Source organism: Ectopseudomonas oleovorans (assembly GCF_029845265.1).
Classification (GTDB): Bacteria; Pseudomonadota; Gammaproteobacteria; order Pseudomonadales; family Pseudomonadaceae; genus Aquipseudomonas; species Aquipseudomonas oleovorans.
Window position 1 is genome coordinate 152,196 of sequence record NZ_JAOCLK010000002.1, and the last position, 19,658, is coordinate 171,853.

Annotated in this window: 19 protein-coding genes and 2 pseudogenes; 13 read left to right on the top strand and 8 right to left on the bottom strand. The window is 59.3% G+C overall.

Going from position 1 to position 19,658, the window contains the following annotated elements; translation table 11 throughout:
* Window positions 1–66 precede the first annotated feature (66 nt).
* The 3 genes and pseudogenes from N5J71_RS02175 to N5J71_RS02185 all read left to right on the top strand — a co-directional run.
* Complete coding sequence (locus N5J71_RS02175) at window positions 67–1,335, top strand: site-specific integrase (protein ID WP_033987917.1); 1,269 nt, start codon at window positions 67–69, stop codon at window positions 1,333–1,335.
* A gap of 825 nt (window positions 1,336–2,160) precedes the next feature.
* A complete protein-coding gene (locus N5J71_RS02180; protein ID WP_071537056.1) occupies window positions 2,161–3,093 on the top strand; it encodes a site-specific integrase in 933 nt (310 codons plus the stop codon).
* A pseudogene (locus N5J71_RS02185) lies at window positions 3,020–3,188 on the top strand (IS66 family transposase); the annotation flags it as partial. The gene N5J71_RS02180 and the pseudogene N5J71_RS02185, both read left to right, overlap by 74 nt.
* A gap of 6 nt (window positions 3,189–3,194) precedes the next feature.
* On the opposite strand, the pseudogene istA reads toward N5J71_RS02185, so the two are convergent.
* Window positions 3,195–4,720 (bottom strand): annotated as a pseudogene (gene istA, locus N5J71_RS02190) (IS21 family transposase).
* Between the two features lie 380 nt (window positions 4,721–5,100).
* Between istA and N5J71_RS02195 the strand changes: the two are divergent.
* Window positions 5,101–5,487 (top strand): DUF4113 domain-containing protein, encoded by a 387-nt coding sequence (locus tag N5J71_RS02195; RefSeq protein WP_257598491.1) that lies wholly within the window; start codon window positions 5,101–5,103, stop codon window positions 5,485–5,487.
* A 9-nt stretch (window positions 5,488–5,496) separates the two neighbouring features.
* Here N5J71_RS02195 and N5J71_RS02200 read toward each other — a convergent pair whose 3' ends face one another.
* From N5J71_RS02200 to N5J71_RS02210, 3 genes are all read right to left on the bottom strand, one after another.
* Window positions 5,497–6,366 (bottom strand): site-specific integrase, encoded by an 870-nt coding sequence (locus tag N5J71_RS02200; RefSeq protein WP_257598490.1) that lies wholly within the window; start codon window positions 6,364–6,366, stop codon window positions 5,497–5,499.
* 275 nt (window positions 6,367–6,641) lie between these two features.
* Window positions 6,642–6,779, bottom strand: a complete 138-nt coding sequence (locus tag N5J71_RS02205; RefSeq protein ID WP_156157183.1) for a hypothetical protein — start codon at window positions 6,777–6,779, stop codon at window positions 6,642–6,644.
* 313 nt (window positions 6,780–7,092) lie between these two features.
* Entirely contained in the window at window positions 7,093–7,992 is a 900-nt protein-coding gene (locus N5J71_RS02210) for a LysR family transcriptional regulator (protein WP_279916208.1), read from the bottom strand.
* Window positions 7,993–8,255: 263 nt separating this feature from the next.
* Between N5J71_RS02210 and N5J71_RS02215 the strand changes: the two genes are divergently transcribed.
* The 9 genes from N5J71_RS02215 to atzD are packed head-to-tail and all read left to right on the top strand — an operon-like array spanning window position 8,256 to window position 16,332.
* Window positions 8,256–9,110 carry a cysteine hydrolase family protein gene (locus N5J71_RS02215; protein ID WP_156157184.1) on the top strand — a complete coding sequence of 285 codons (855 nt, stop codon included), beginning with the start codon at window positions 8,256–8,258 and terminating at the stop codon, window positions 9,108–9,110.
* Between the two features lie 2 nt (window positions 9,111–9,112).
* The gene (locus N5J71_RS02220) at window positions 9,113–10,162 is read left to right on the top strand and encodes an ABC transporter substrate-binding protein (RefSeq protein WP_003459780.1); all 1,050 of its coding nucleotides are present in this window, start codon (window positions 9,113–9,115) and stop codon (window positions 10,160–10,162) included.
* A 19-nt stretch (window positions 10,163–10,181) separates the two neighbouring features.
* Window positions 10,182–10,973: an SDR family NAD(P)-dependent oxidoreductase gene (locus tag N5J71_RS02225; RefSeq protein WP_003459778.1), complete on the top strand. Its 792-nt coding sequence runs from the start codon at window positions 10,182–10,184 to the stop codon at window positions 10,971–10,973.
* A gap of 10 nt (window positions 10,974–10,983) precedes the next feature.
* On the top strand, window positions 10,984–12,432 hold the full coding sequence (allB, locus tag N5J71_RS02230; RefSeq protein WP_003459776.1) for an allantoinase AllB: 1,449 nt from the start codon (window positions 10,984–10,986) through the stop codon (window positions 12,430–12,432).
* Window positions 12,433–12,486: 54 nt separating this feature from the next.
* Window positions 12,487–13,371, top strand: coding sequence for an ABC transporter ATP-binding protein (locus N5J71_RS02235; RefSeq protein WP_003459774.1), 885 nt, complete (start codon window positions 12,487–12,489; stop codon window positions 13,369–13,371).
* Complete coding sequence (locus N5J71_RS02240) at window positions 13,368–14,129, top strand: ABC transporter permease (protein ID WP_003459772.1); 762 nt, start codon at window positions 13,368–13,370, stop codon at window positions 14,127–14,129. The genes N5J71_RS02235 and N5J71_RS02240 overlap by 4 nt, the downstream gene beginning before the upstream one ends.
* A gap of 15 nt (window positions 14,130–14,144) precedes the next feature.
* Window positions 14,145–14,747, top strand: coding sequence for an LOG family protein (locus N5J71_RS02245; protein ID WP_003459771.1), 603 nt, complete (start codon window positions 14,145–14,147; stop codon window positions 14,745–14,747).
* 31 nt (window positions 14,748–14,778) lie between these two features.
* Window positions 14,779–15,204 carry a DUF3830 family protein gene (locus tag N5J71_RS02250; RefSeq protein ID WP_003459770.1) on the top strand — a complete coding sequence of 142 codons (426 nt, stop codon included), beginning with the start codon at window positions 14,779–14,781 and terminating at the stop codon, window positions 15,202–15,204.
* Between the two features lie 36 nt (window positions 15,205–15,240).
* Entirely contained in the window at window positions 15,241–16,332 is a 1,092-nt protein-coding gene (gene atzD / locus N5J71_RS02255) for a cyanuric acid amidohydrolase (protein WP_003459769.1), read from the top strand.
* Between the two features lie 13 nt (window positions 16,333–16,345).
* Here atzD and N5J71_RS02260 read toward each other — a convergent pair whose 3' ends face one another.
* From N5J71_RS02260 to N5J71_RS02275, 4 genes are read right to left on the bottom strand one after another with little or no spacing between them, the layout of a single operon-like run.
* The gene (locus N5J71_RS02260; RefSeq protein ID WP_039964396.1) at window positions 16,346–17,032 is read right to left on the bottom strand and encodes a GntR family transcriptional regulator; all 687 of its coding nucleotides are present in this window, start codon (window positions 17,030–17,032) and stop codon (window positions 16,346–16,348) included.
* A gap of 15 nt (window positions 17,033–17,047) precedes the next feature.
* Window positions 17,048–17,443 carry an oxalurate catabolism protein HpxZ gene (gene hpxZ, locus N5J71_RS02265; protein ID WP_003459767.1) on the bottom strand — a complete coding sequence of 132 codons (396 nt, stop codon included), beginning with the start codon at window positions 17,441–17,443 and terminating at the stop codon, window positions 17,048–17,050.
* Window positions 17,440–18,114, bottom strand: a complete 675-nt coding sequence (locus N5J71_RS02270) for a cysteine hydrolase family protein (protein WP_003459764.1) — start codon at window positions 18,112–18,114, stop codon at window positions 17,440–17,442. The genes hpxZ and N5J71_RS02270 overlap by 4 nt, the downstream gene beginning before the upstream one ends.
* Window positions 18,111–19,658, bottom strand: a complete 1,548-nt coding sequence (locus tag N5J71_RS02275) for an ABC transporter ATP-binding protein (protein ID WP_003459761.1) — start codon at window positions 19,656–19,658, stop codon at window positions 18,111–18,113. The genes N5J71_RS02270 and N5J71_RS02275 overlap by 4 nt, the downstream gene beginning before the upstream one ends.

Genomic DNA, 19,658 nt, shown 5'->3' on the forward strand with positions numbered 1-19,658 from the left:
GATAGAGAGTATTGACTGTATATATAACCAGCATTATGTTTAGACCTCACCCATAGTGAGGCTAACATGAATGTAAATCGTACCCCCAATCTATCCATCCCTTTCTTCAATGGCCTTTTCATAAGTGCCGCTCCTGGCCATGAAAAGTCTCTTGAGCTAGCCATTCCGCACCTGTCACTGGTCGTGAATGCGCTCAACCGTTATCACTACTCTCCCCTTTTGAGTGAATACCTAGATACCGTGCTCTCTCGCTTTTTGCGCTCGAACGACTACAGCGCCAAGAACGAGTACATGCTCCGAGCACGCATGGAGAAGATCAAACGCGTTCTCACTGCAGAAAATCCAGAGCGGCGAGTTTGTGAACTCAGCAGTGCGGATATTCAGACTCTTAAGGACCAGCTTCCTGCTCTCCTGAAGCAGAACAGCACATCGCAGAGCCAAGGGGGCAACCTGCAAGGCTATTTCCAGCTCTTCAACAGAATGATCAACGAAGCTGTCAACGATCAGTTGCTTGCTGAGCCTGTGAAAGTACATGGCTGCCAGACTAAATCTCAGGTAGAGACGAAAGCGCTTCTGGACTCCAACCTCGTTGGTCTCTTCGATAGCTGGCCTTATCAGGCATACGATCCTGGGACACCGATAGCCCATGTACGCCACGATGCCCACAGCTATTGTTTCTGGTTGATGCCACTCGGTATCTTCACGGGAGCCAGGCTCAACGAGCTTTGCCAGCTACGTGTTCACGACGTGTTCCACGATGTTCACGGCGTGCCGCTGATTAGCATTAACGACAACGGCTTCAACAAGTCTCTGAAAAATTCGTCATCGAGGCGCGAGATTCCTGTCTGCTCGAAGCTGATCGAAATGGGTTTCCTAGACTTCGTGATGGAGCGGCGCCAGGCAGAAGGCCCGGATGCCCTGCTTTTTTCAGAACTGCGCTTTGACGAAAAGCATCTGTACTCACGTGCCGCGAGCCGTTTCTTCTGCGGGCCTGTGACAGGAGCGGGCTTCATCGGACAGCATTGCCCAGTAGCCCTCAACGGTGGCTTCAACTTTAAAAGCTTCCGTCGCACTTTCGCGACACGGCTTCAGAAGTCGGGTGTACCCGAAACCACCATCGCACATCTGCTGGGGCACACCGAGGGCAAGCTAGAGGTCACTACCGAACACTACTTGGAAAAGCCGGAGTCCCTGATTTTGCGGGATATTCTGGAGCGCAACCTGAGCTACAACCTGCCCTTGGCAACCATCAACTGGCAGCACTTCAAACATTTGATGGGCAGCCAGGCAGGACGCAGTAAGCGAGGCCGGAAAGCCAAGAAGACGCTGCACTAGCCCCTCATAACACAGAGCAACATTGTCAACTGGATATGATGCGATGAAGGGCTGGGAAGGGTCGCCATCAAGGCGGCCTTTTGCATTTTAGAAGCCTGCCCTCAAGCGCAGGAGACGACCCAATGCCCCCACCAGATCCATGGAAGCAGCACCAGATTCCCCCTGCGACGGAGACTGCAATAGCAGCCAGCTTTGCGACACGACATGCGTGTCGCAACAGGGAAATGCGATACCCCCACCATGCCGCACTACCAGTTGTGATACCCGAGGTGTCGCAAAGCGGAGGTGCAACACACTTACTCTGCCACAAGCGGCACCTGCGATGCCTGTTCGGGCACCCAAAACAGTCACTATGGGCACCCACGTTGCCAGTTTAGGCGCAGGGAATGCCCGTACCGGCACTGTTTTTCTTGGTTATATTTCAGAGAAATCCATTATAAATCAAAGCGTTATCATAGATCCGTATAACCAAAGACGTCCTTTTTGCCAAGCCTTTTTGCGTGCCACTCATTCTTCGACCCTAGCTCACCCAACTGCCTTGGTCGCTTTTTTTGCGGCCTGCCGCGGCTGCTTTTTCTTTTGATGACAAACACTTGCGCGGGCTCTTGCTCCATGCGCACGCTGAATGAAGATGAAGCGTGTCGCGTGAGTGAGAGCCCGCGCCCCTTACTCGCGGCGCGAGTAAGGGGGCGTTGGGGCAGTTCAGACGGAACGAGAAAACACGTAGCGCAGGCGGAGGGGTTTCAGAGGAGTCTGGACTGCTCCAACGCCGTTCGCGGAGCGGCTTAGCTTTGTCATCAAAAACAACAAGAAGAGATGACTGCCATGCACCAGAGTACCTTGAAAAAATACCAGACCCGGGCGACAAATTTTTACCGCGCACACTGTGGCACGGACACCCCCAATTCTGCGCAAATTTGCGCGGCTTTGCTCGCTCAAGCTCAAGCGTATCGTCCGAACAGCTTCAGCACGCTTAAGAGCGCGTTAGCACACGACCAGGTAGCTCGCGGCAACCCAGACGTGGCGAAAGCGATCCGACATCTGGTCAACCCGGTGACAGCGCTTGGCTCGACACTACCGAGAAAGCCGAAGCCCAAGAAAGTCCGCACCGTTTCCGATGATGATTTCTGGGAGCTCATTCTGCACCTGCGCTCACGTGACTTTCATGATGAGGCCGTCTGTGCAGTGCTGGCTTACTACTTGGGTGTCCGTCCCTGCGAGATGCGCACGATCAAAGTAATTGGCAACCAGGTACACATCGTTGGGGGCAAAAAAAGCGCGCCCTTGCATCGTGGTGCGGACAGGACACTGATTATTGATCGGCCTGCCGTCCTCAAAGCCGTCGCAGAGGCTGCAGAATGGATGAGCAAATGCTGCAGGACAGACACCGCCATCCGAGACCGTTTGCGCAAAGAATGCCGAGCCCTATGGCCTCGTCGCAAACGGCATCCAACACTGAAAAGCTTCAGGCATCAAATGGGCTCAAACCTGAAGGCATCGGGAGAGAGTGATGAGGCCGTAGCATACATCATGGGGCACCAGTCGACCGAGTCGGTTGGTGTATACGGTGACAGGCGCTGCGGAGATGGGCTAATGATTTTCGTGAGGGTTGTTGCTGGAGCGGATCTGACTAAGGTGCGCAAGCCGAAAAAACCAGCACGATTTGGTAAGGGCCAGGTGATTGGACGGATCGGCCATCAGCAAAGCATTGGATTACAGCCTCAAACGCTGGACGGCGCTGTCGCGCTATCTCGATGACGGCGCCGTACCCATTGACAATAATTGGGCAGAGAACCAGATCCGGCTGGGCGTTGGGGCGCAAGAACTGGCTCTTTGCAGGTTCACTCCGCACCTTGGGTTCAGTGGTAGTAACCGGGGCCGCGCAGGTTGGCGTGGTCGTCCGGCAGCAGGGGCAGGTGCTGCTGGGCCAGCGGCAGGTTTTCCAGCCCCTGGCGTAGGATCGATTCGAGGCTCTTGTAGCTGCACGCGCCGAGGCTGAGGGCGCGTCGGCAGGCCAGCTCCAAGCGCACTTCGCCATGGGTCTTGCCGAGGCGCAGGATGCCCAGGCAGGCCCGGTAACCCTGCTGCGGATGGATGCGCCGTTCGAGGATGTGACCGATCACGCCGGCGGTGTTCGGCCCGGTCTGCTCGGCCCAGCGGATCAGCCGCTGCGGCGTCCACTCGGCATGCTCGCGATGGCTCTTGGGCATGTGCTCGGCCTGCGTGCTGTGCCGGCCCTTGTGCATTGAGCGCAGGTGGCTGGCCACTCGCTGGTTGGCGTGGAAACACTCGACGGTGCGCGCCGTCAGGCGCACCTCCAGCTGCTTCTTCACCAGTTGATACGGCACCGAGTAGTAATGCCCATCGACCTCGACGTGGTAGTCGATGTGCACCCGCGCCTTCTTCCACTCGGCGTAGACGTAGGGTTGCTCCGGCAGTGGCCGCAGCGCCGGACGATCCAGGCTGTCGAAGGCCGCCTGGCGCGAGCCCGGCAGCTTCTTGAACGGGCGTTGGTTGAGTCTGGCCAGCAACGCCGCGATGGCTGTGTTGAGTTCGTCCAGGGAGAAGAACTGGCGGTTGCGCAGCGCGGCAAGGATCCAGCGCTCGACCACCTGCACGCCAACTTCAGCCTTGGCCTTGTCGCGCGGCTTACGGGCCCGCGCCGGCACCACCGCTACACCATAGTGCTCGGCCAGGTCGCGGTAGCTGGGGTTGATGTCCGGCTCGTAGCGGTGGCTCTTGCTCACCGCGCTGCGCAGGTTGTCCGGCACCACGATCTCCGGTACCCCGCCGAGGAAGGCAAAGCAGCGGGCATGGGAGCCCAGCCAGTCCGGCAGCTGCTGCGACCAGGTGGCCTCGGCGAAAGTGTAGCTGGAGGCACCAAGCACCGCGACGAATACCTGCGCCTGGCGGATCTCGCCGCTGTGACGGTCGATCACCGGCACCGTCTGGCCAGCATAGTCGACGAACAGCTTCTCGCCGACGCGGTGCTCCTGACGCATCACCACGTCCAGCTTGCCCTGCCAGGCTCGGTAGTGCTCGCAGAACCAGCTGTACTGGAAACCCTGCGGCTGGCTCAGGTGGTACTCCTGCCAGAGCAACGCCAGAGTCACGCCAGAGTCACGCCAGGACGGCGTAGCTCGGCATGCACCCAAGACCAATCGGGCAGTGGCCGTTGCTCGCTGGGTACCGCAGGGGCCGGTGGAAACAGCTGCTGCTCCAGCTCAACATCGGACAACGAGCAGGGCCAGGTGAGGCCGCTGGCGGCAAAGCGATTAAGGTAATCGCCGACGGTGACACGACCGACCTGCAAGCTGACCGCAATCTGGCGAGCCGATAGTCCGACCTCGAACTTGAGACGTAGTACTTCGCAAATCTTACGCATGGATAAACGCTCCACGACGACCTCTCTGCTTCGAAAAAGAGGTCGATGGTAGTGAAGGAATCCTGCGTTGCTGCCTGCCCGATTGGGTGGCCAGATGGCCGTGGAATCAGTGGCCGGATCAGCGTGGAATCGATGGCCAGATGCTCATGGAATAGGTGGCCGGATGACCGTGGAATCCGCACCTTGGCTTTAGACCGGCGACATATCACCACATGTACCGGGACCCGATGGTGTATCAGCGACACCTCCATGCGACACACCTGGGCTGTCGCACGCTCACGCTGCGATACGCTCCCCTTGTCGCATGAACGGTCTGCGATACACCCAGCATATCGCACATGCGGTTTGCGACACCCAACGGTGAATCAAGGCGCACCGGTATGTTCAACCCGAGTGAGGCCAAATACGCCAACGGCCTGCTTTGCCAACTGCCCTACCCGACCGACGATACTCGCCTGATTATTGCTGCTGCTCGTGAAGGTATCAGCCGGCTATACCGGGATGGATTCAGCTATGCGAAAGCACAGGTACTGCTCTTGGATCTGTGCGGTCGGGATGAATACACGCCTGACCTATTTGCCCCTGAACAGCCCGTGAAGACCGAACGACTGATGAGTACGCTGGATGCCATTAACGGACGCTGGGGGCGTGGAACGCTGCAACCGGGGCGCCTCACCAAAACAGCCGAATGGAGCATGCGACGGGAGTTGCTCTCTCCCGCCTATACCACCCGCTGGGGGGACCTACTGAAGGTCGACGCCCGGTGAGCTCGACAATCAGCAATCAATACGCAAGGCCTTCGAACGAGATCGAGCGTATGCAGCATGTGTTGTTCGAACTCTCGATAAGTCTGCTTCGCACGCAGGCTTGACCTGGACAGCCTCAGCGCGGCCAAATCGTTTATCGCCGTATCGTGCAATAGAGTCCGTCGCTTGATGACCCATCACATAAGCAATTTCGACCCGCGACAGGCCCGATGCCTTGAGGTTTGATCCAAACTGGTGGCGCAACGTGTACATACTCGGCACTTTTCTACGAGGAAAGGTCTCAAGAGCCGCGCGACGGATCGCTATGCGGATTGCGTCCAAGCTCTTGCCTTGAGAATGGAAAGCCTCAAGAGCATTGCTCACCAGCCTGCAGAAATCCTCACTGGCTTCAAGCACTCGGTCAGCACCACGCAAACCGCCATGGCTGTGTTTCGCACCAGGAATCACTATGCGATTGCCATTGACGCTGATGCCACTGAGTTCACAAGGACGCGCGCCCGTCATACTGATCAACAAAAGGGCCCCGGCCTCAACCACCTGCTCCTTCGCTAATAGCTCCTTGACCCAGCTCCCAAACTCTTCATCAGAAATTCTCTGCCGCCGAGACTGCTTGCGTTTGCGAGGCAAGCCCAAAACGGTAACAGGATTGAGTGTCCGATTGATTTCCTGGGCAATCCAGAAGTGATTCCGGAGCTTCTGATCCAGCGCGAGTGCATTGCGCAACCGCCTGAAATAGTCGGGCCGATATTCAGGCGCAGCCCGCAATAAAGCACCAACGATACTGAACTCATTTAGCTCACTGACCGGGATGTCAGGCAAACGGGTGGCGTAGAAGTGGCTGGCTAGTGAGCGGTATGCATTTTGGGTCTCTGTGTTCATGCTGATTCTTCTTTCTTATACGTACGAACGAGCTCGCACATAACCAGCATGCTCAATGAGCAAAAGCTATCGCAATAGGGAAATCAATTATTTTTGCATAACAAAGATCGAGTGAACGTCAAGGCAGACAGCCTTGTCCTGTGTGGACATAGGTTCGTTGATTGAAGACGAGACTGATCAATTATCGGTGACTGCTCCGGTAATTTAGTATCTACGAAAGCCGGGACAATTCAATCCGGCGCAGGTAAATATTGCATACCCACACCGGCATCCTGTCACACAGTGGCGGGAAGATAACGCTCGATCTCGGCGATGATCATGTTCAATGAGGTGATGCTCTGCACTATGGACTCATCCAGTTTCTGGATCACATGCTTGTCGCGCTCCAACTTGATGGCACCGAATAAGTCCATTTTATCAAGCAGATAAAAGGCGAAAATCATGCAGGAAGATGTGGAGGCGCCAATGATTATCGCAGTGAGCTTTTGATATCGGTAGTGATCGAAGTCGGCCAGAAATGGCTACCTATTTCAGACCATCCTTAATGTGAAAAATAGCATGCGGTAGTCAGAAACAGCGAAATAAGCGGGTGATCTGTCCATTACGTGATCAGCGTGCCTCTTTCAAAATCGGTCACGACCGAAGTCGGTCAGAAATGGTGACTTATTTCCGGGTGAGATAACTTCCATAGTTTTTAACGGATGGCTACACCGAACCGACAAAAGGCTACTTCCTGAAACTGGCGAAGGTATGACGCAGGTACTCGGCAAAAGCGTAAGCAACCAAGGGTAACTGGCGATTTTGAAGGCACGCTAACACCAGATTTGCCGAAGGGAACCCACGATCAGCGACCTTGCGGCTAACTAGTCCGCCATCCTTTAGAGAGATGCCGATCTCTATCTGAAAGGTCAGCGCTAACTCGTAACGCAGGTAGCCAAGCATAAACTCGAAGCTATTACTTTCAATCATCGGCCGCAGCTTAATTGATCGTCGTGCAAGAAAAGCATCGATCAACTGGCGTCCGGCAATATCTGGCGTCGGCAGCACAAGTGGATAATCCATGCATTGTCGCAGCTTGATCGGTTCATCTTTGACGGCCAGTGGATGGTCGCGATGCATAACCAGACACAACGGCTGTATCAGCTCATCCAGGCGCACGATGTCGGTCTCACGGGTCAGGTGAAAGATCAGTGCTAGGTCCGTCTCGAAAGTCCGCAGAGAGTTCAATGCACGGTGGTGATCACCCACCTGCACCTGAAACTCAACCAGCGGATGCTTCTGCTTGAAGCCAGCGATGCGCTCCGGCAGAAAGGCAGCAGCAGCAGCCTGACTGACGACGATACGTACACAACCCCGACGAAGGCCCTGTAGATCCTCGATTTCCGAACGGACCCGTTCCAGATGAGCTGCACGGCTGCGAATGTACTGCACAAACAGCTCACCTGCGGCGGTCAGACGCATACTGCGTGGCAAACGCTCGAACAGCGGTATGCCTAGTTCAACCTCCAAATCCTGAATGCGTCGATTCACCGCAGAAGGAGCAATGTGCAGGCGTTCGGCCGCTTGGCGTATAGACCCGCTACGGGCGACCTCGTCGAAATAATGTAAGAACCGCAAATGATTCAAGACTGACTCCTTTAGTGGTGTCTTCGCCAGAACACCTTGTATGCAACATAAAGGCGCGCGAGCGCCCTTCCATGTTGCATAGATGGAAATGTCCAACACTCAGTGCCCACGTAATAGTTGTAGCTATACGGTGCATTTCAGATTGGCCGTAGTGATCTGCATAGCGCGTGCCCAATATACAGCGCAGCCGCAGCACCCACCTTTCAAGGAGAAGCGTACGTACGTTGCCATTTCGGCAACACAATGCTCGTCAAAAGGTCGCTTTGCAGCAACGCAAATGGCATGCCCTCTGCTTTGGCCATGGCATGAACAGAAAATCACTCTCTACGTCCTCGGTCACGGCCGCCTCCTTCGGACCAGCCCGCTCTAATGCCTGGCGTCTGAACGCGACCGGGATCAGCCTGGTTCGTCAGCCTGAATCGGTACAGCCGCTGCGGATCGAGACCGAGACCAGCTCGCTGGAAATCGATCTGTCGCGCAGTTTGCTGGTGGTGGTCGACATGCAGAATGACTTCTGTCATCCGCACGGCTGGTTTGCCCAGAAGGGCATCAGTATGCGCGCTACCCGCCGCCCGATTCCCTTACTGAACCGGTTGCTGCCGGCCTGGCGTCAAGCGGGCGCACCGGTACTCTGGCTCAACTGGGGGATTCGCGCGGATCGTCTCAACTTGCCGCCCACTGTGCATTTCAAGGGCAAGCGCTCAGCCGAGGGGGTGGGCTATGCGGAGCGATCGCCGCTGGATCATGGCCGTTCGGTGGTCCAGGGGGAATGGGGCGCGCAGATCGTGGACGAATTATCAGTAGCTCCCAACGATATCTGTGTGAACAAGCACCGCCTCAGCGGCTTCTGGGATACCGAGTTGGACTCCCTGTTGCGCGCCAATGGTATGACCACCCTGCTGTTCGCGGGCATCAATACTGATCGCTGCGTGTTTTCCACGCTGCAGGACGCTGCCTTTCTCGGCTACGACTGCATTCTGCTTGCCGACGCGTGCAGCACGCCGTCGCCCGCCTATGTTTCACGCGCCATTCATTTTCTCGTTGAGCAGTGCCACGGCTTCATCGCCACCGCTACTGCCCTGCAAACATCACTCGCATCCCACCATCAGGAGTCCTGAACATGACCTTATTGTCTTATCGTTCCCTCATCTGGAAGCGCCTGGGCGCAGCCAGCCTGGCGCTCGGCCTGGCATTTTCCGGCAGCGCACCGGCGCTCGCCGCCACGGATATCAACCTGGTACTGAACTGGAAATACGAAGGAGCTCAGGCCTGGTTTTTCCTGGCCGAGGACAAGGGCTACTTCAAGGAACAGGGCCTGAACGTCACCATCGACCAGGGTGAAGGCTCGGCCGCATCGGTGCCCAAGGTCGCGTCCGGGGTGTATCACGCCGGCTTCGGTGATACCAACGCGCTGATCCAGCTGGCTTCCACCCAACCGGAGCGGGCACCGGTGGGTGTTTACATGATCTACAACACGCCGCCGTTCGTCATCGCGGTGAAGGCCGACAGCCCGATCAAGGAGCCCAAGGATGTAGAAGGCAAGGTCATCGGCGCCCCGGCCAATGACGCCGCACTCAAGCTGTTTCCTGCTTTTGCCGAACTGACCGGCATCGACCAGTCCAAGGTGACCATCAACAACATGGCACCCAACCTGCGTGAGCAGTTGCTGATGCGCGGTCAGATCGACGCTGCTTTCGGTTACCTGACCACTATCAGCTTTAGTGCCAAAGGCATGCGTGTGGATCCGGAGAAGGAGCTGCGCTTCATTCGTTACGGCGATCACGGTATGGATCTGTATTCCAACTCGATCTTCTTCTCACAGGATTTCATCAACAACCATCCGGACGCCGTTCGTGGCTTCCTGACCGCCGTCAATCAGGCCATCCAGGATGCGATTGCCCATCCAGAAGAAGCCATTGATGCGCTGATGAAACGTGAACCCCTGCTCAACCGCAGCGTGGAAATGGACAAGATGCTCTCCACCGTACGCAACGACATGAGCCATCCGGAGATTGCCGACATCGGCCTGGGCGACGTGAACGATGAGCGGTTGAAGAAGAACATCGACATCGTCGTGGCCGCCAACGAACTGGATAACACCCCGGGCATCGAACAGATCTTCGATCGCCGCTTCCTGCCCGAGCGTGATGCACGCCCGAGCGAACTCTGAAACCGGTCCGGAGACTCTCATGAATCTTGATCTGAAAGGCAAAGTCGTCGTCATCACGGGCCCCGCCAAGGGCATGGGCCGGGCCGTCACCCTGGGCTTCGCCGGTGAGGGCGCACACCTGGTGCTCGCAGGCCGCGACACCGCTGCCATTGACGAGGTTGCCCAGGAACTCAACGCCATGGGCACCGAAGCGCTGGTGGTCAAATGCGACATGACCCGCAGCGAAGAGGCCGAGCGTCTGGCGGCAGAAACCCTCGCCCGCTTCGGCCGGATAGATGTGCTGGTCAATGTTGCCGGCGGATCCGGGCCCATCGGCAAGACCGGTTGGGAAACCACTCAGGATGAATTCGACGAGATTGTGCAGCTGAACATGACCGGCTGCTTCAACACCATGCGCGCCGTCATGCCCGCCATGATAGAGCAACGCGGCGGCAAGATCGTCAACGTCGGCGGCACCTTCGGCATGCGCGGTCGCGCCGGGCGCATGGCCTACTCAGCGTCCAAGTGGGGTCTGCGTGGCATCACCAAGAGTTTCGCACTGGAGGCCGGCAGTTACGGGATCAACGTCAACTGCGTGGCGCCGGGCATGGTTGATGGTCCGCGCTTTCGCGACAAGGTCTGCGCCAATATGGCCGACAAGCTCGGCATCAGCCCAGAGGAAGCCGCCGTGCGCCACGCCGAGGACTATGCCCTCAAACGCGTTTCAACCGATAACGACGTCGCCAACGCCTGCCTGTTTCTGGCCAGCGACGTGGCCCGTCAAATCACGGGGGTCGATCTGCCGGTAGATGGCGGATGGGCCCTGCTCTAGGAGAATATTCATGAGTCAAGTAGACCTGGTCATTCGCGGCGCTCGCGTCGTATCCGACCATCAGATTATCGAAGCCTCGGTCGCCATCGACGGCGAAACCATCGTCGCTGTCGGCCATGACGACCTGATGCCATCCGCTCGCGAGGTATTGCAGGCCGACGGCATGTATCTGCTGCCGGGTGCCATCGACAGCCATGTGCATTTCCGTGACCCAGGCTACCCGCATAAGGAGACCTGGAAGACCGGCTCTGCGGCAGCCGCTTGCGGTGGCGTCACCACGGTGTTCGAAATGCCCAACACCAACCCGCCGACCGGTACGGTCGAGGCGCTGAATCTGAAGCTCAAGGCCGCCGAATCCTCTTATGTGGATTTCGGCATACACGGGTTGCTCGGGGATGACACCGTCGGCCACCTGGAAGAACTGGTCGACGCTGGCGTGACTAGCTTCAAGGCCTTCGTCGGCAACACGTTCGGCAACCTGCCCTCCCCCAGTGATGGCGCCCTGCTCGAAGGCTTTGAAAAACTCGCGCCCCTGGGCATTCGCACCGTAGTGCATGCGGAAAACTCGTCGATTTTGGCCCGCCGGCAGAAACGCATGCAGGCCGAGGGCCGGATCGACGCTCTGGCGCATCTGGCCGCCCGCCCGGTGGTCGCCGAGATCGAGGCTATCGGTCGCGTCCTGACGCTGGCTGAGTGGACCGGTGCACGGGTGCATATTGCCCACCACAGCGCCGCAGACTCGCTGTTTCTGATCCGCGAGGCGAAGCGGCGCGGCGTCGATGTCACGGTGGAAACCTGCCCTCAGTATCTCCTGCTCAATACCGATCATACCGATCATCTGGGCGGCATCCTGCGTTTGAATCCGCCAATCCGTGAAGCCCGGCACAATCAGCCGCTGTGGGACGCCATGATGGATGGCACCATAGACATGATTGCCACCGACCATGCGCCCCATGCGCCGGAAGAGAAAACCCGGGCGAATATCTGGGAGTGCGACTGTGGCTTCCCGGGTATCGAAACCCAGATGGCGCTGATGCTTACCGAGGTGAATCGCGAGCGCGCCACGTTGATGGACTACGTGCGCTGGAGCTCGGTGAATCCGGCCAAGGCCTGGGGTATCTACGGCACCAAGGGCGTGATTGCGCCCGGCGCCCATGCGGATATCGCGGTGGTGGACATGAACAAGTCCGGCATCCTGTCCGAGAACGAGCTACAGAGCATCAGCAAGATATCCCCGTGGGACGGCCGTGCGGTGAAAGGCTACCCGATCCACACGCTGCTGCGCGGCCGCTTCGTGATGCGCAACGGCAAACTGGTTACCGAGGCCGCAGGCTGGGGCCGCTCAGTGAAAGGTGTCCAGGCGATGCCCAAGGCCAAACCGCAGAATACCGAGCACTACACCAGCGCGATTCTGAAGACCCCGGACGGCGTGCGCCCCACCGCCGAACCGACACGGTGAACACTATGCATGCTGACCTGCCCGTGGCAGGACCGTTGACGAGGAGTAACGCCGATGCTTGAAGGCAAATCAGCCGCCACGCCCAGAACCGTGATCGAACTGTCGAACGTGACCGTGCGTTATGGCGGCAATATGGTCGCGCTGGACAATACAAGTCTGCGCATCGACCAAGGCGATTTCGTCGCCCTCGTTGGCCCCAGTGGCTGCGGCAAGTCGACCATCCTCAAGTTGGTCGCCGGCCTGATTGAGCCAACGGAAGGCGCTGCCATCGTCGGCGGTCGCGAGGTGGGCGCTATCGGCAATCACGCCAAACGCCTGGGGCTGGCGTTCCAGAACCCGACCATGTTGCCGTGGCTGAGCATTCTGGACAACGTGATGATCCCGCTGAAGATCGTCGAGCCTTTCCGTCAGGACTACCGTCGCAAGAAGAATGGCGAATTTCGCGAGCGGGCTGAAGCCCTGCTGGAGCAGGTCGGACTGGCGGGCTTTGGCAGCAAGCGCCCGTGGGAGTTATCCGGAGGCATGTTGCAGCGCGCTTCGCTGTGCCGAGCACTGGTCCACGAACCGGATATCCTGCTGCTGGATGAACCCTTTGGCGCCCTCGATCAGTTCACCCGTGAAGAGCTGTGGGACACCATGCAGGCCCTGTGGATGGCCAAGCGGCCCACGGTCCTGCTGGTGACCCATGATCTACGCGAATCAGCCTACCTAGCCAGTCGCATCTGCGTCATGAGCGCCCGACCCGGGCGCATCATCCAGGACGAGACCGTGCATTTCGCCCGGCCCCGTACGTTGGAGTCCAGTTATGAGCCGGACTTCACTGCGCTCGTCCAGGCGCTGCGCATGAGCATTGCCCATGCCCGTTCCGATGCTGACAACCCGACCAAGGCCGGCCCTGCCCCAGCACCGGCACCCCGCCCCACGGAGACTTCGCTATGACCCAGGAACTGTCGCGTTTGCGGCGCAACATGTTGTCATTTTCCGCCATGGTATTTTTCTTTCTGGCCTGGGAAGTCATCTGCCGCGTGCTCGGCGTGTCGGAACTGGTCTTGCCGGTGCCCAGCCAGATCGCTGCCGTACTCATCGACAAGATGCCGATCCTCTGGCCACATGCCCAGCAGACTTTGATGACGACGCTGATCGGCTTTTTCCTCGGGGTGCTCATCGGACTGATCATCGGTGTGATCATTGGCTCGTCACGGGTGGCCTACGACATTGCCTATCCGCTGCTGGTCGGTTTTTCCAGTATCCCCAAGGTCGCAGTCGTACCCATCTTCGTGGTCTGGTTCGGCTCGGGCACCATCCCGGCGATTCTCACGTCGATGGTCATCGGCATCTTCCCGGTCGTGGTCAATGTCGCTACCGGTCTGGCCACCACCGAGCCGGAGCTGGAAGACGTACTGCGGGTGCTGGGGGCGAAGAAGCGGGACATTCTCTGGAACGTTGGCCTGCCGCGCACCATGCCCTACCTGTTCGCCTCGCTGAAAATCGCGCTGACCTCGGCGTTTATCGGCACCGTACTGGCCGAAACCATCGCCTCGAACAAAGGTATTGGGAACGTGATGATGATCGCCAGCGGCAACTTCGACGTCCCCTTGGTATTTGCCGGGCTGTTCATACTGGCTGCCATGGGAGTCGCGCTGTACTCAATCTCTGCGCTGGTAGAGAACCACTTCACCAGTTGGACTCAACGCTAGATCTCAGGAGACTCCATGCAGAACGCCACACCCCCACTACGCAGTATCGCGGTATTTTCCGGCTCCAATTTCGGTGTCTCGCCCGAGTATGCCGAGCAGGCCCGGGCGTTGGGCAGCGAAATAGCCCGGCGTGGCATCACGCTGGTCTACGGCGGTACTACCAAAGGCCTGATGGGCGTGGTCGCCGATGCTGCTCTCGCCCAAGGCGGTGAAGTGATCGGTGTGATCAACCAGCGTTTGTTTGATCGCGGCCATCTGCACCCCGGCCTCAGCGGCCACGAGGTGGCCGACAGCATGCGCAGCCGCAAGGCGCGCATGTCTGATCTGGCGGATGCCTTCATCGCCCTGCCCGGCGGGCTCGGCACGCTGGAGGAGCTGTTCGAGGTCGCCACGCTGACCCAGCTCGGCGATCACAACAAGGCCTTTGCCTGCCTGAATGTGCGGCAGTTCTTCGAGCCATTGCGCGCCCTGCTCGACCACGCTCGGCAGGAAGGCTTCATGAAGACCGAGCATGCCGAGATGATCATCATCGAATCCGACCCAGGCCTGCTGCTTGACCAACTGGCCGAATGGCGCGCGCCCACCGTGACCAAATGGATCGACCAGCCCGGCTCCTGACCACGTAACCGCCCCAAATACAGGAAACAGCATGACCACAATCAAGATCACTGCCGGTGGCTTCGAGTTTCTGGCTGAAGCCCACCCCGATGCACCCGAGACCCTGGCCGCCTTCGTACAACTGCTGCCCTATCGGCAGAAGTTCATCCATGTGCGCTGGAGCGGCGAAGGTTGCTGGGTGCCAATGGGAGATTACCAACTGAACAACAACGGCAAGCCGGTGGGTTTCGAAAACCACACCAGTCACCCGTCGGTGGGCGACATTCTGTTCTACCCCGGCGGCTACAGCGAGACCGAAATCATCATGGCCTACGGTGCCTGCAGCTTCTCCAGCAAGCTAGGGCAACTGGCCGGCAATCACTTTCTGACCATCACCCAGGGCCGCGAAAACCTCCGTGCGCTCGGACTCAAAACGCTCTGGGAAGGTGCTCAGGACGTTCTGTTCGAGTTGGCCTGAAGCGCCACCGCCCCTTGTCAATCAGGTAACAAAACCATGAAAACACGTGTAACGCGGCTGACAGTGGCCGCCCCCAATGACGTCTCGGCCCTGGCCCAGGCGATCGAATCCGGCGAGGTCGACCCCACGCGCGTCATTGCCGTGCTCGGCAAGACCGAGGGCAATGGCTGCGTCAATGATTTCACCCGCGCCTTCGCTACCAGCACACTCAAGCGTTTCTTCGCCGAACGCCTGGCACTGAATGAGACGGAAGTCGACGAGCGTATTGCCTTCGTCATGTCCGGTGGGACCGAGGGCGGCCTGAGCCCGCATTGGCTGGTATTCGAGGTCGACGACAGCGCACCGTCCCGTGATACCACTACGCCAGGCCTGGCTGCCGGCGTGGCCTTCACTCGTGACTTGCGCCCGGAAGAGATCGGCCGCACCTCCCAGGTGGAACTGACCCGTGACGCGGTGCTGCGGGCCATGGCCGCCGCCGGCATCCAGCGGGTCGAGGATGTGCATTTCGTTCAGATCAAATGCCCGCTCCTGACCGCCGCACGCATCAACGAGGCCGCCGCACGCGGCCAGAGCGTGGCCTGTCACGATACCTACGAGTCCATGGGCTATTCCAGGGGTGCCTCGGCCCTCGGTGTGGCCGCGGCTCTCGGTGACTTGCCCGGCGACGTCCGCGACGAGCAGATCTGCCGCGAGTGGTCACTCTACTCCAGCCGAGCCAGTAGTTCGGCCGGCATTGAACTTCTGCGTAACGAGGTTCTGGTACTGGGCAACGCGCCAGGCTGGGACCCGGAGTATCGGATCGGTCATGCCGTCATGGAAGATGCGCTGGACGCGCAGGCGATCGAGCGTGCACTGGCGAGCGTGCCAGGGGGAGATAAGATCAAGCTGACGCCCGAGCGCCTGGCTGGCCTGCTGGTCAAGGCTGAGCCCTCCGCGTCCGGCAGTATTCGCGGCAACCGCCATGTAATGAGCGATGACAGCGACATCAATGGTTCACGCCATGCGCGTGCGCTGGTGGGTGGTGTGCTGGCAGGTCAACTGGGGGACACGCGTCTGTTCGTCTCCGGCGGTGCCGAACATCAGGGGCCAAATGGAGGGGGGCCGTTGGCCCTGATCGTACGCAGCTAGAAGCGCTTAGGGATCATGCCTGTCGAAGGCTGTGGCGCGCCTCGGCCAGCATCGACAGGCTGATCTTGCGTACTTCGATCTTGCTCTGCTCGATATGGGAGCGCAGCATCATCTGTGCCTCATCGCGCTTGCGCGCTGCCAGGGCAGTCAGAATGCGGGCGTGTTCGTTGTAGGTTTCCTCGATGCGGGCGCTCTTGTAGAAATCCAGGCGCCGGACGATACGAATGCGATCACAGACCTCGGCATGCACACGCATCATTTCGCGATTGCCGGCCGCAGCCAATAGACCGCAGTGGAATGCCTCATCCAGATCGGCCACCTGTTTCATGCCGTGCTCACGCCGCTCCGGCGGCACCATCCATACTCGGTTGAGGTCGGCAAGCGCGCCGGCCAGGTCCGGCAGACCGCACAAACGCTCGATGGCAACGCTCTCCAGCACAACGCGCAAATCGTAGAGCTCGTCGATCTGATCGAAGTCCAGTGGCTTTACCGTCCAGCCCCGGCGAAAACCCACTTCCAGATAGCCCTCGCGCTCCAGGCGATAGAGCGCGTCACGAACCGGCGTGCGTGATACCTGGTAACGCGCGGCCAGTTCGGTCTCGCTGAAGCGATCATGGGGCAGCAGCTGGTAGTCGAAGATTTCCTGCTTCAACCGCTGGTAGATCTGCTCGGCCAGGGCATTGGTCTGGGGCTTTAGAATGGCATCACCTGCTGTTCAAAGCGTACTGAGATCGACACTCACATGCGCGGAAACCACTTTCCAGCCAGCTGGAAAGCGTACCCAGGTCTGCATTTGTCGGCCCGTACGGTGGGTTTCACCGTCACTGAATTCCGTACTGACAGTGGCATAGTTTTCATCAAAAGTGGATATCACCGTATTGCGCAGTAGCCGGCCTTGGCCCACCGGCGTACAGACGCGCCGATAAGCGGCGATATTCCGGGCGCCGTAGAGATTTTCGGCAACGCCGTAACGCACGGTATGATCGGTGTTCCAGAAGTAGTCGTCCAGCACCTCCAGCTCGTTGGCCAGCAAGGCACGCTCGTAGTCTTCAAAGGCCAGGCGCACGGCCTCGACCACATGGGGCAGATTGATCTGCGGTTCCTTGTTCACGCTCGATCCTCGGTCATGGCGGCGCTCAGCGCCGACAGGTTAGCGGTGTGTCCGACGATGCCGCCCTGGGCAACGATCATCTCCAGTGTTGCCTGTTTGAAGGCCGGAAAATAGCTTTCGGTTGCTTCTTCTATCAGCAGGCAACGGTAGCCCCGATCATTGGCTTCGCGCATGCTGGTCTGTACACAGACTTCGGTGGTGACACCCGCGAAAATCAAAGACTCAATGCCCTGCGCGACCAGCCTGTCCCCCAGGCCGGTCGCGTAGAACATCCCCTTGCCCGGTTTGTCGATCACCCATTCACCGGCCATCGGCGCCAATGCCGGAATGATCTGATTGCCCGGCTCGCCGCGCACCAGAATGCGCCCCATCGGCCCGGCGTCACCGATGCGCAATCCGACCGCGCCCCCTTCGCGCTTGGCCGCAGGGCAGTCCGACAGATCCGCCAGATGCGACTCGCGCGTATGAATCACCAGCATGCCCTGCGCCCGGGCCAGAGCCATCAGTGAGGCTACCGCTGGAACAATGGCCTGCAGCAGCGTCACGTCGTTACCCAGGGCAGCACCGAACCCGCCGGGCTCGAGAAAGTCCCGCTGCATATCGATAACGACCAGCGCGGTACGCGTTGGCTCGAAGCTGAAGGTGGCCGGTCTGGCCGGCAGCCTGATCATGCTGCACCTGCCGCATGCTGATCTTCATGCCCCCCGCCGGCCATATAGTGGCCCAGCGTGGCACGATCCGCCTGCTCGGCGGCCACCTCGAAATTGATTTCGCCCTCGTGAATGACCAGGATGCGGTCGGACATTTCCAGCAGTTCGTCCAGATCCTCGCTCAGCAGCAATACGGCCGCGCCCTGGGCGCGAGCATCGCGCAGCCGCTGGTGGATGATCGCCACCGAGGCGAAATCCAGACCAAAAACCGGGTTGGACACGATCAGTGTGCGCACGTCGTCGGTCAGCTCACGGGCCAGTACTGCACGCTGCACGTTACCGCCGGACAACGTACCGATCGGCCGCAGCGGGTCCGCCGGACGCACGTTGAACTGCTGAATCAGCGCCGCAGCCTGGGTCTGAATCGCCCGCCGGTTGATCAGCCAACCCTGACGGCACAGCGGCGGCTGGTCGAAGTTGCGCAGTGCCAGGTTGTCCGCGACGCTCATGCCGGCGATGCAGGCATTGCGCAAGGGCTCTTCCGGCAGACTGAAGACCTTCTCGCGTTGCATTTCCCGACGGCTGGCCTGGTAGCGCGCGCCGTTGATGCGAATCTCGCCACTGGCTGACTGGCGCTGTCCCAACAATGCCTCGGTCAACTCGCGCTGGCCGTTGCCGGAGATGCCGGCAATACCGACGATCTCGCCAGGGCGCACAGCCAGCGACAGCTTGCTGACCGCCAGTGTGCCCTTGTCGTTGGCCACGCTCAGCTCACGCACATCCAGCCGTGGCGCGGCCGATGGATCGACCGGCTTCTGGCTGACCGGATCGGCGGCCGATTCGGCGGCACCCATCATCCAGGTGGCCAGTTCTTCCTGGGAGGTAGCACTGACCTGAGTACTGCCGACCAGCCGGCCCTTGCGCAGCACGCTGACATCGTCAGCGAAGCGTGACACCTCGCCGAACTTGTGGGTGATCATCAGGACCGAGATATCGCCCTTGTGCGCCATGTCGCGCATCAGGCCCAACACCTCCTCGGCCTCCTGCGGCGTCAGTACCGAGGTGGGTTCGTCGAGGATGATCAGGTGACGCTCCAGGTACAGCTGCTTGAGAATTTCCAGCTTCTGCTTTTCGCCCGCCGCCAGCGAGCTGACGGGGCGTTCGATATCCAGCCGGAACGGCATGCGCTGCATGAACTCGTTGAGGCGTTTGCGCTCCAGCGGCCAGTCGATGCGCCAGTTCAGGTCGCCGCGTGACAGTACCAGATTCTCTGCCACGCTCAGGCCCGGCGCCACGGTAAAGTGCTGATACACCATGCCGATGCCCAGCGCATGGGAGTCTCGCGGGGTACGGATCTGCTGTTGACGGTTGTTGACCAGCAGTTCGCCGTCGTCCAAAGGACCATAACCCACGATCCCCTTGACCAGGGTGCTCTTGCCCGCGCCGTTCTCGCCCAGCAACGCATGGACAGTACCGGCCCGTACGGTCAGCGATACCTCCGCCAACGCCTGAAAGCTGCCGAAGGACTTGCTCGCGCCAATGATTTCCAGACTGAGCGCACGCAT

Bases quoted from the DNA above. Each gene is read 5' to 3' on its own strand.
- N5J71_RS02180 (WP_071537056.1), top strand. From the start codon at position 2,161: ATGCACCAGAGTACCTTGAAAAAATACCAGACCCGGGCGACAAATTTT.
- N5J71_RS02270 (WP_003459764.1), bottom strand. From the start codon at position 18,114: ATGATCAGGCTGCCGGCCAGACCGGCCACCTTCAGCTTCGAGCCAACG.
- N5J71_RS02225 (WP_003459778.1), top strand. From the start codon at position 10,182: ATGAATCTTGATCTGAAAGGCAAAGTCGTCGTCATCACGGGCCCCGCC.
- N5J71_RS02205 (WP_156157183.1), bottom strand. From the start codon at position 6,779: ATGGACTTATTCGGTGCCATCAAGTTGGAGCGCGACAAGCATGTGATC.
- allB (WP_003459776.1), top strand. From the start codon at position 10,984: ATGAGTCAAGTAGACCTGGTCATTCGCGGCGCTCGCGTCGTATCCGAC.
- N5J71_RS02250 (WP_003459770.1), top strand. From the start codon at position 14,779: ATGACCACAATCAAGATCACTGCCGGTGGCTTCGAGTTTCTGGCTGAA.
- N5J71_RS02220 (WP_003459780.1), top strand. From the start codon at position 9,113: ATGACCTTATTGTCTTATCGTTCCCTCATCTGGAAGCGCCTGGGCGCA.
- N5J71_RS02195 (WP_257598491.1), top strand. From the start codon at position 5,101: ATGTTCAACCCGAGTGAGGCCAAATACGCCAACGGCCTGCTTTGCCAA.
- atzD (WP_003459769.1), top strand. From the start codon at position 15,241: ATGAAAACACGTGTAACGCGGCTGACAGTGGCCGCCCCCAATGACGTC.
- N5J71_RS02200 (WP_257598490.1), bottom strand. From the start codon at position 6,366: ATGAACACAGAGACCCAAAATGCATACCGCTCACTAGCCAGCCACTTC.
- N5J71_RS02240 (WP_003459772.1), top strand. From the start codon at position 13,368: ATGACCCAGGAACTGTCGCGTTTGCGGCGCAACATGTTGTCATTTTCC.
- N5J71_RS02245 (WP_003459771.1), top strand. From the start codon at position 14,145: ATGCAGAACGCCACACCCCCACTACGCAGTATCGCGGTATTTTCCGGC.
- N5J71_RS02175 (WP_033987917.1), top strand. From the start codon at position 67: ATGAATGTAAATCGTACCCCCAATCTATCCATCCCTTTCTTCAATGGC.
- N5J71_RS02275 (WP_003459761.1), bottom strand. From the start codon at position 19,658: ATGCGTGCGCTCAGTCTGGAAATCATTGGCGCGAGCAAGTCCTTCGGC.
- N5J71_RS02235 (WP_003459774.1), top strand. From the start codon at position 12,487: ATGCTTGAAGGCAAATCAGCCGCCACGCCCAGAACCGTGATCGAACTG.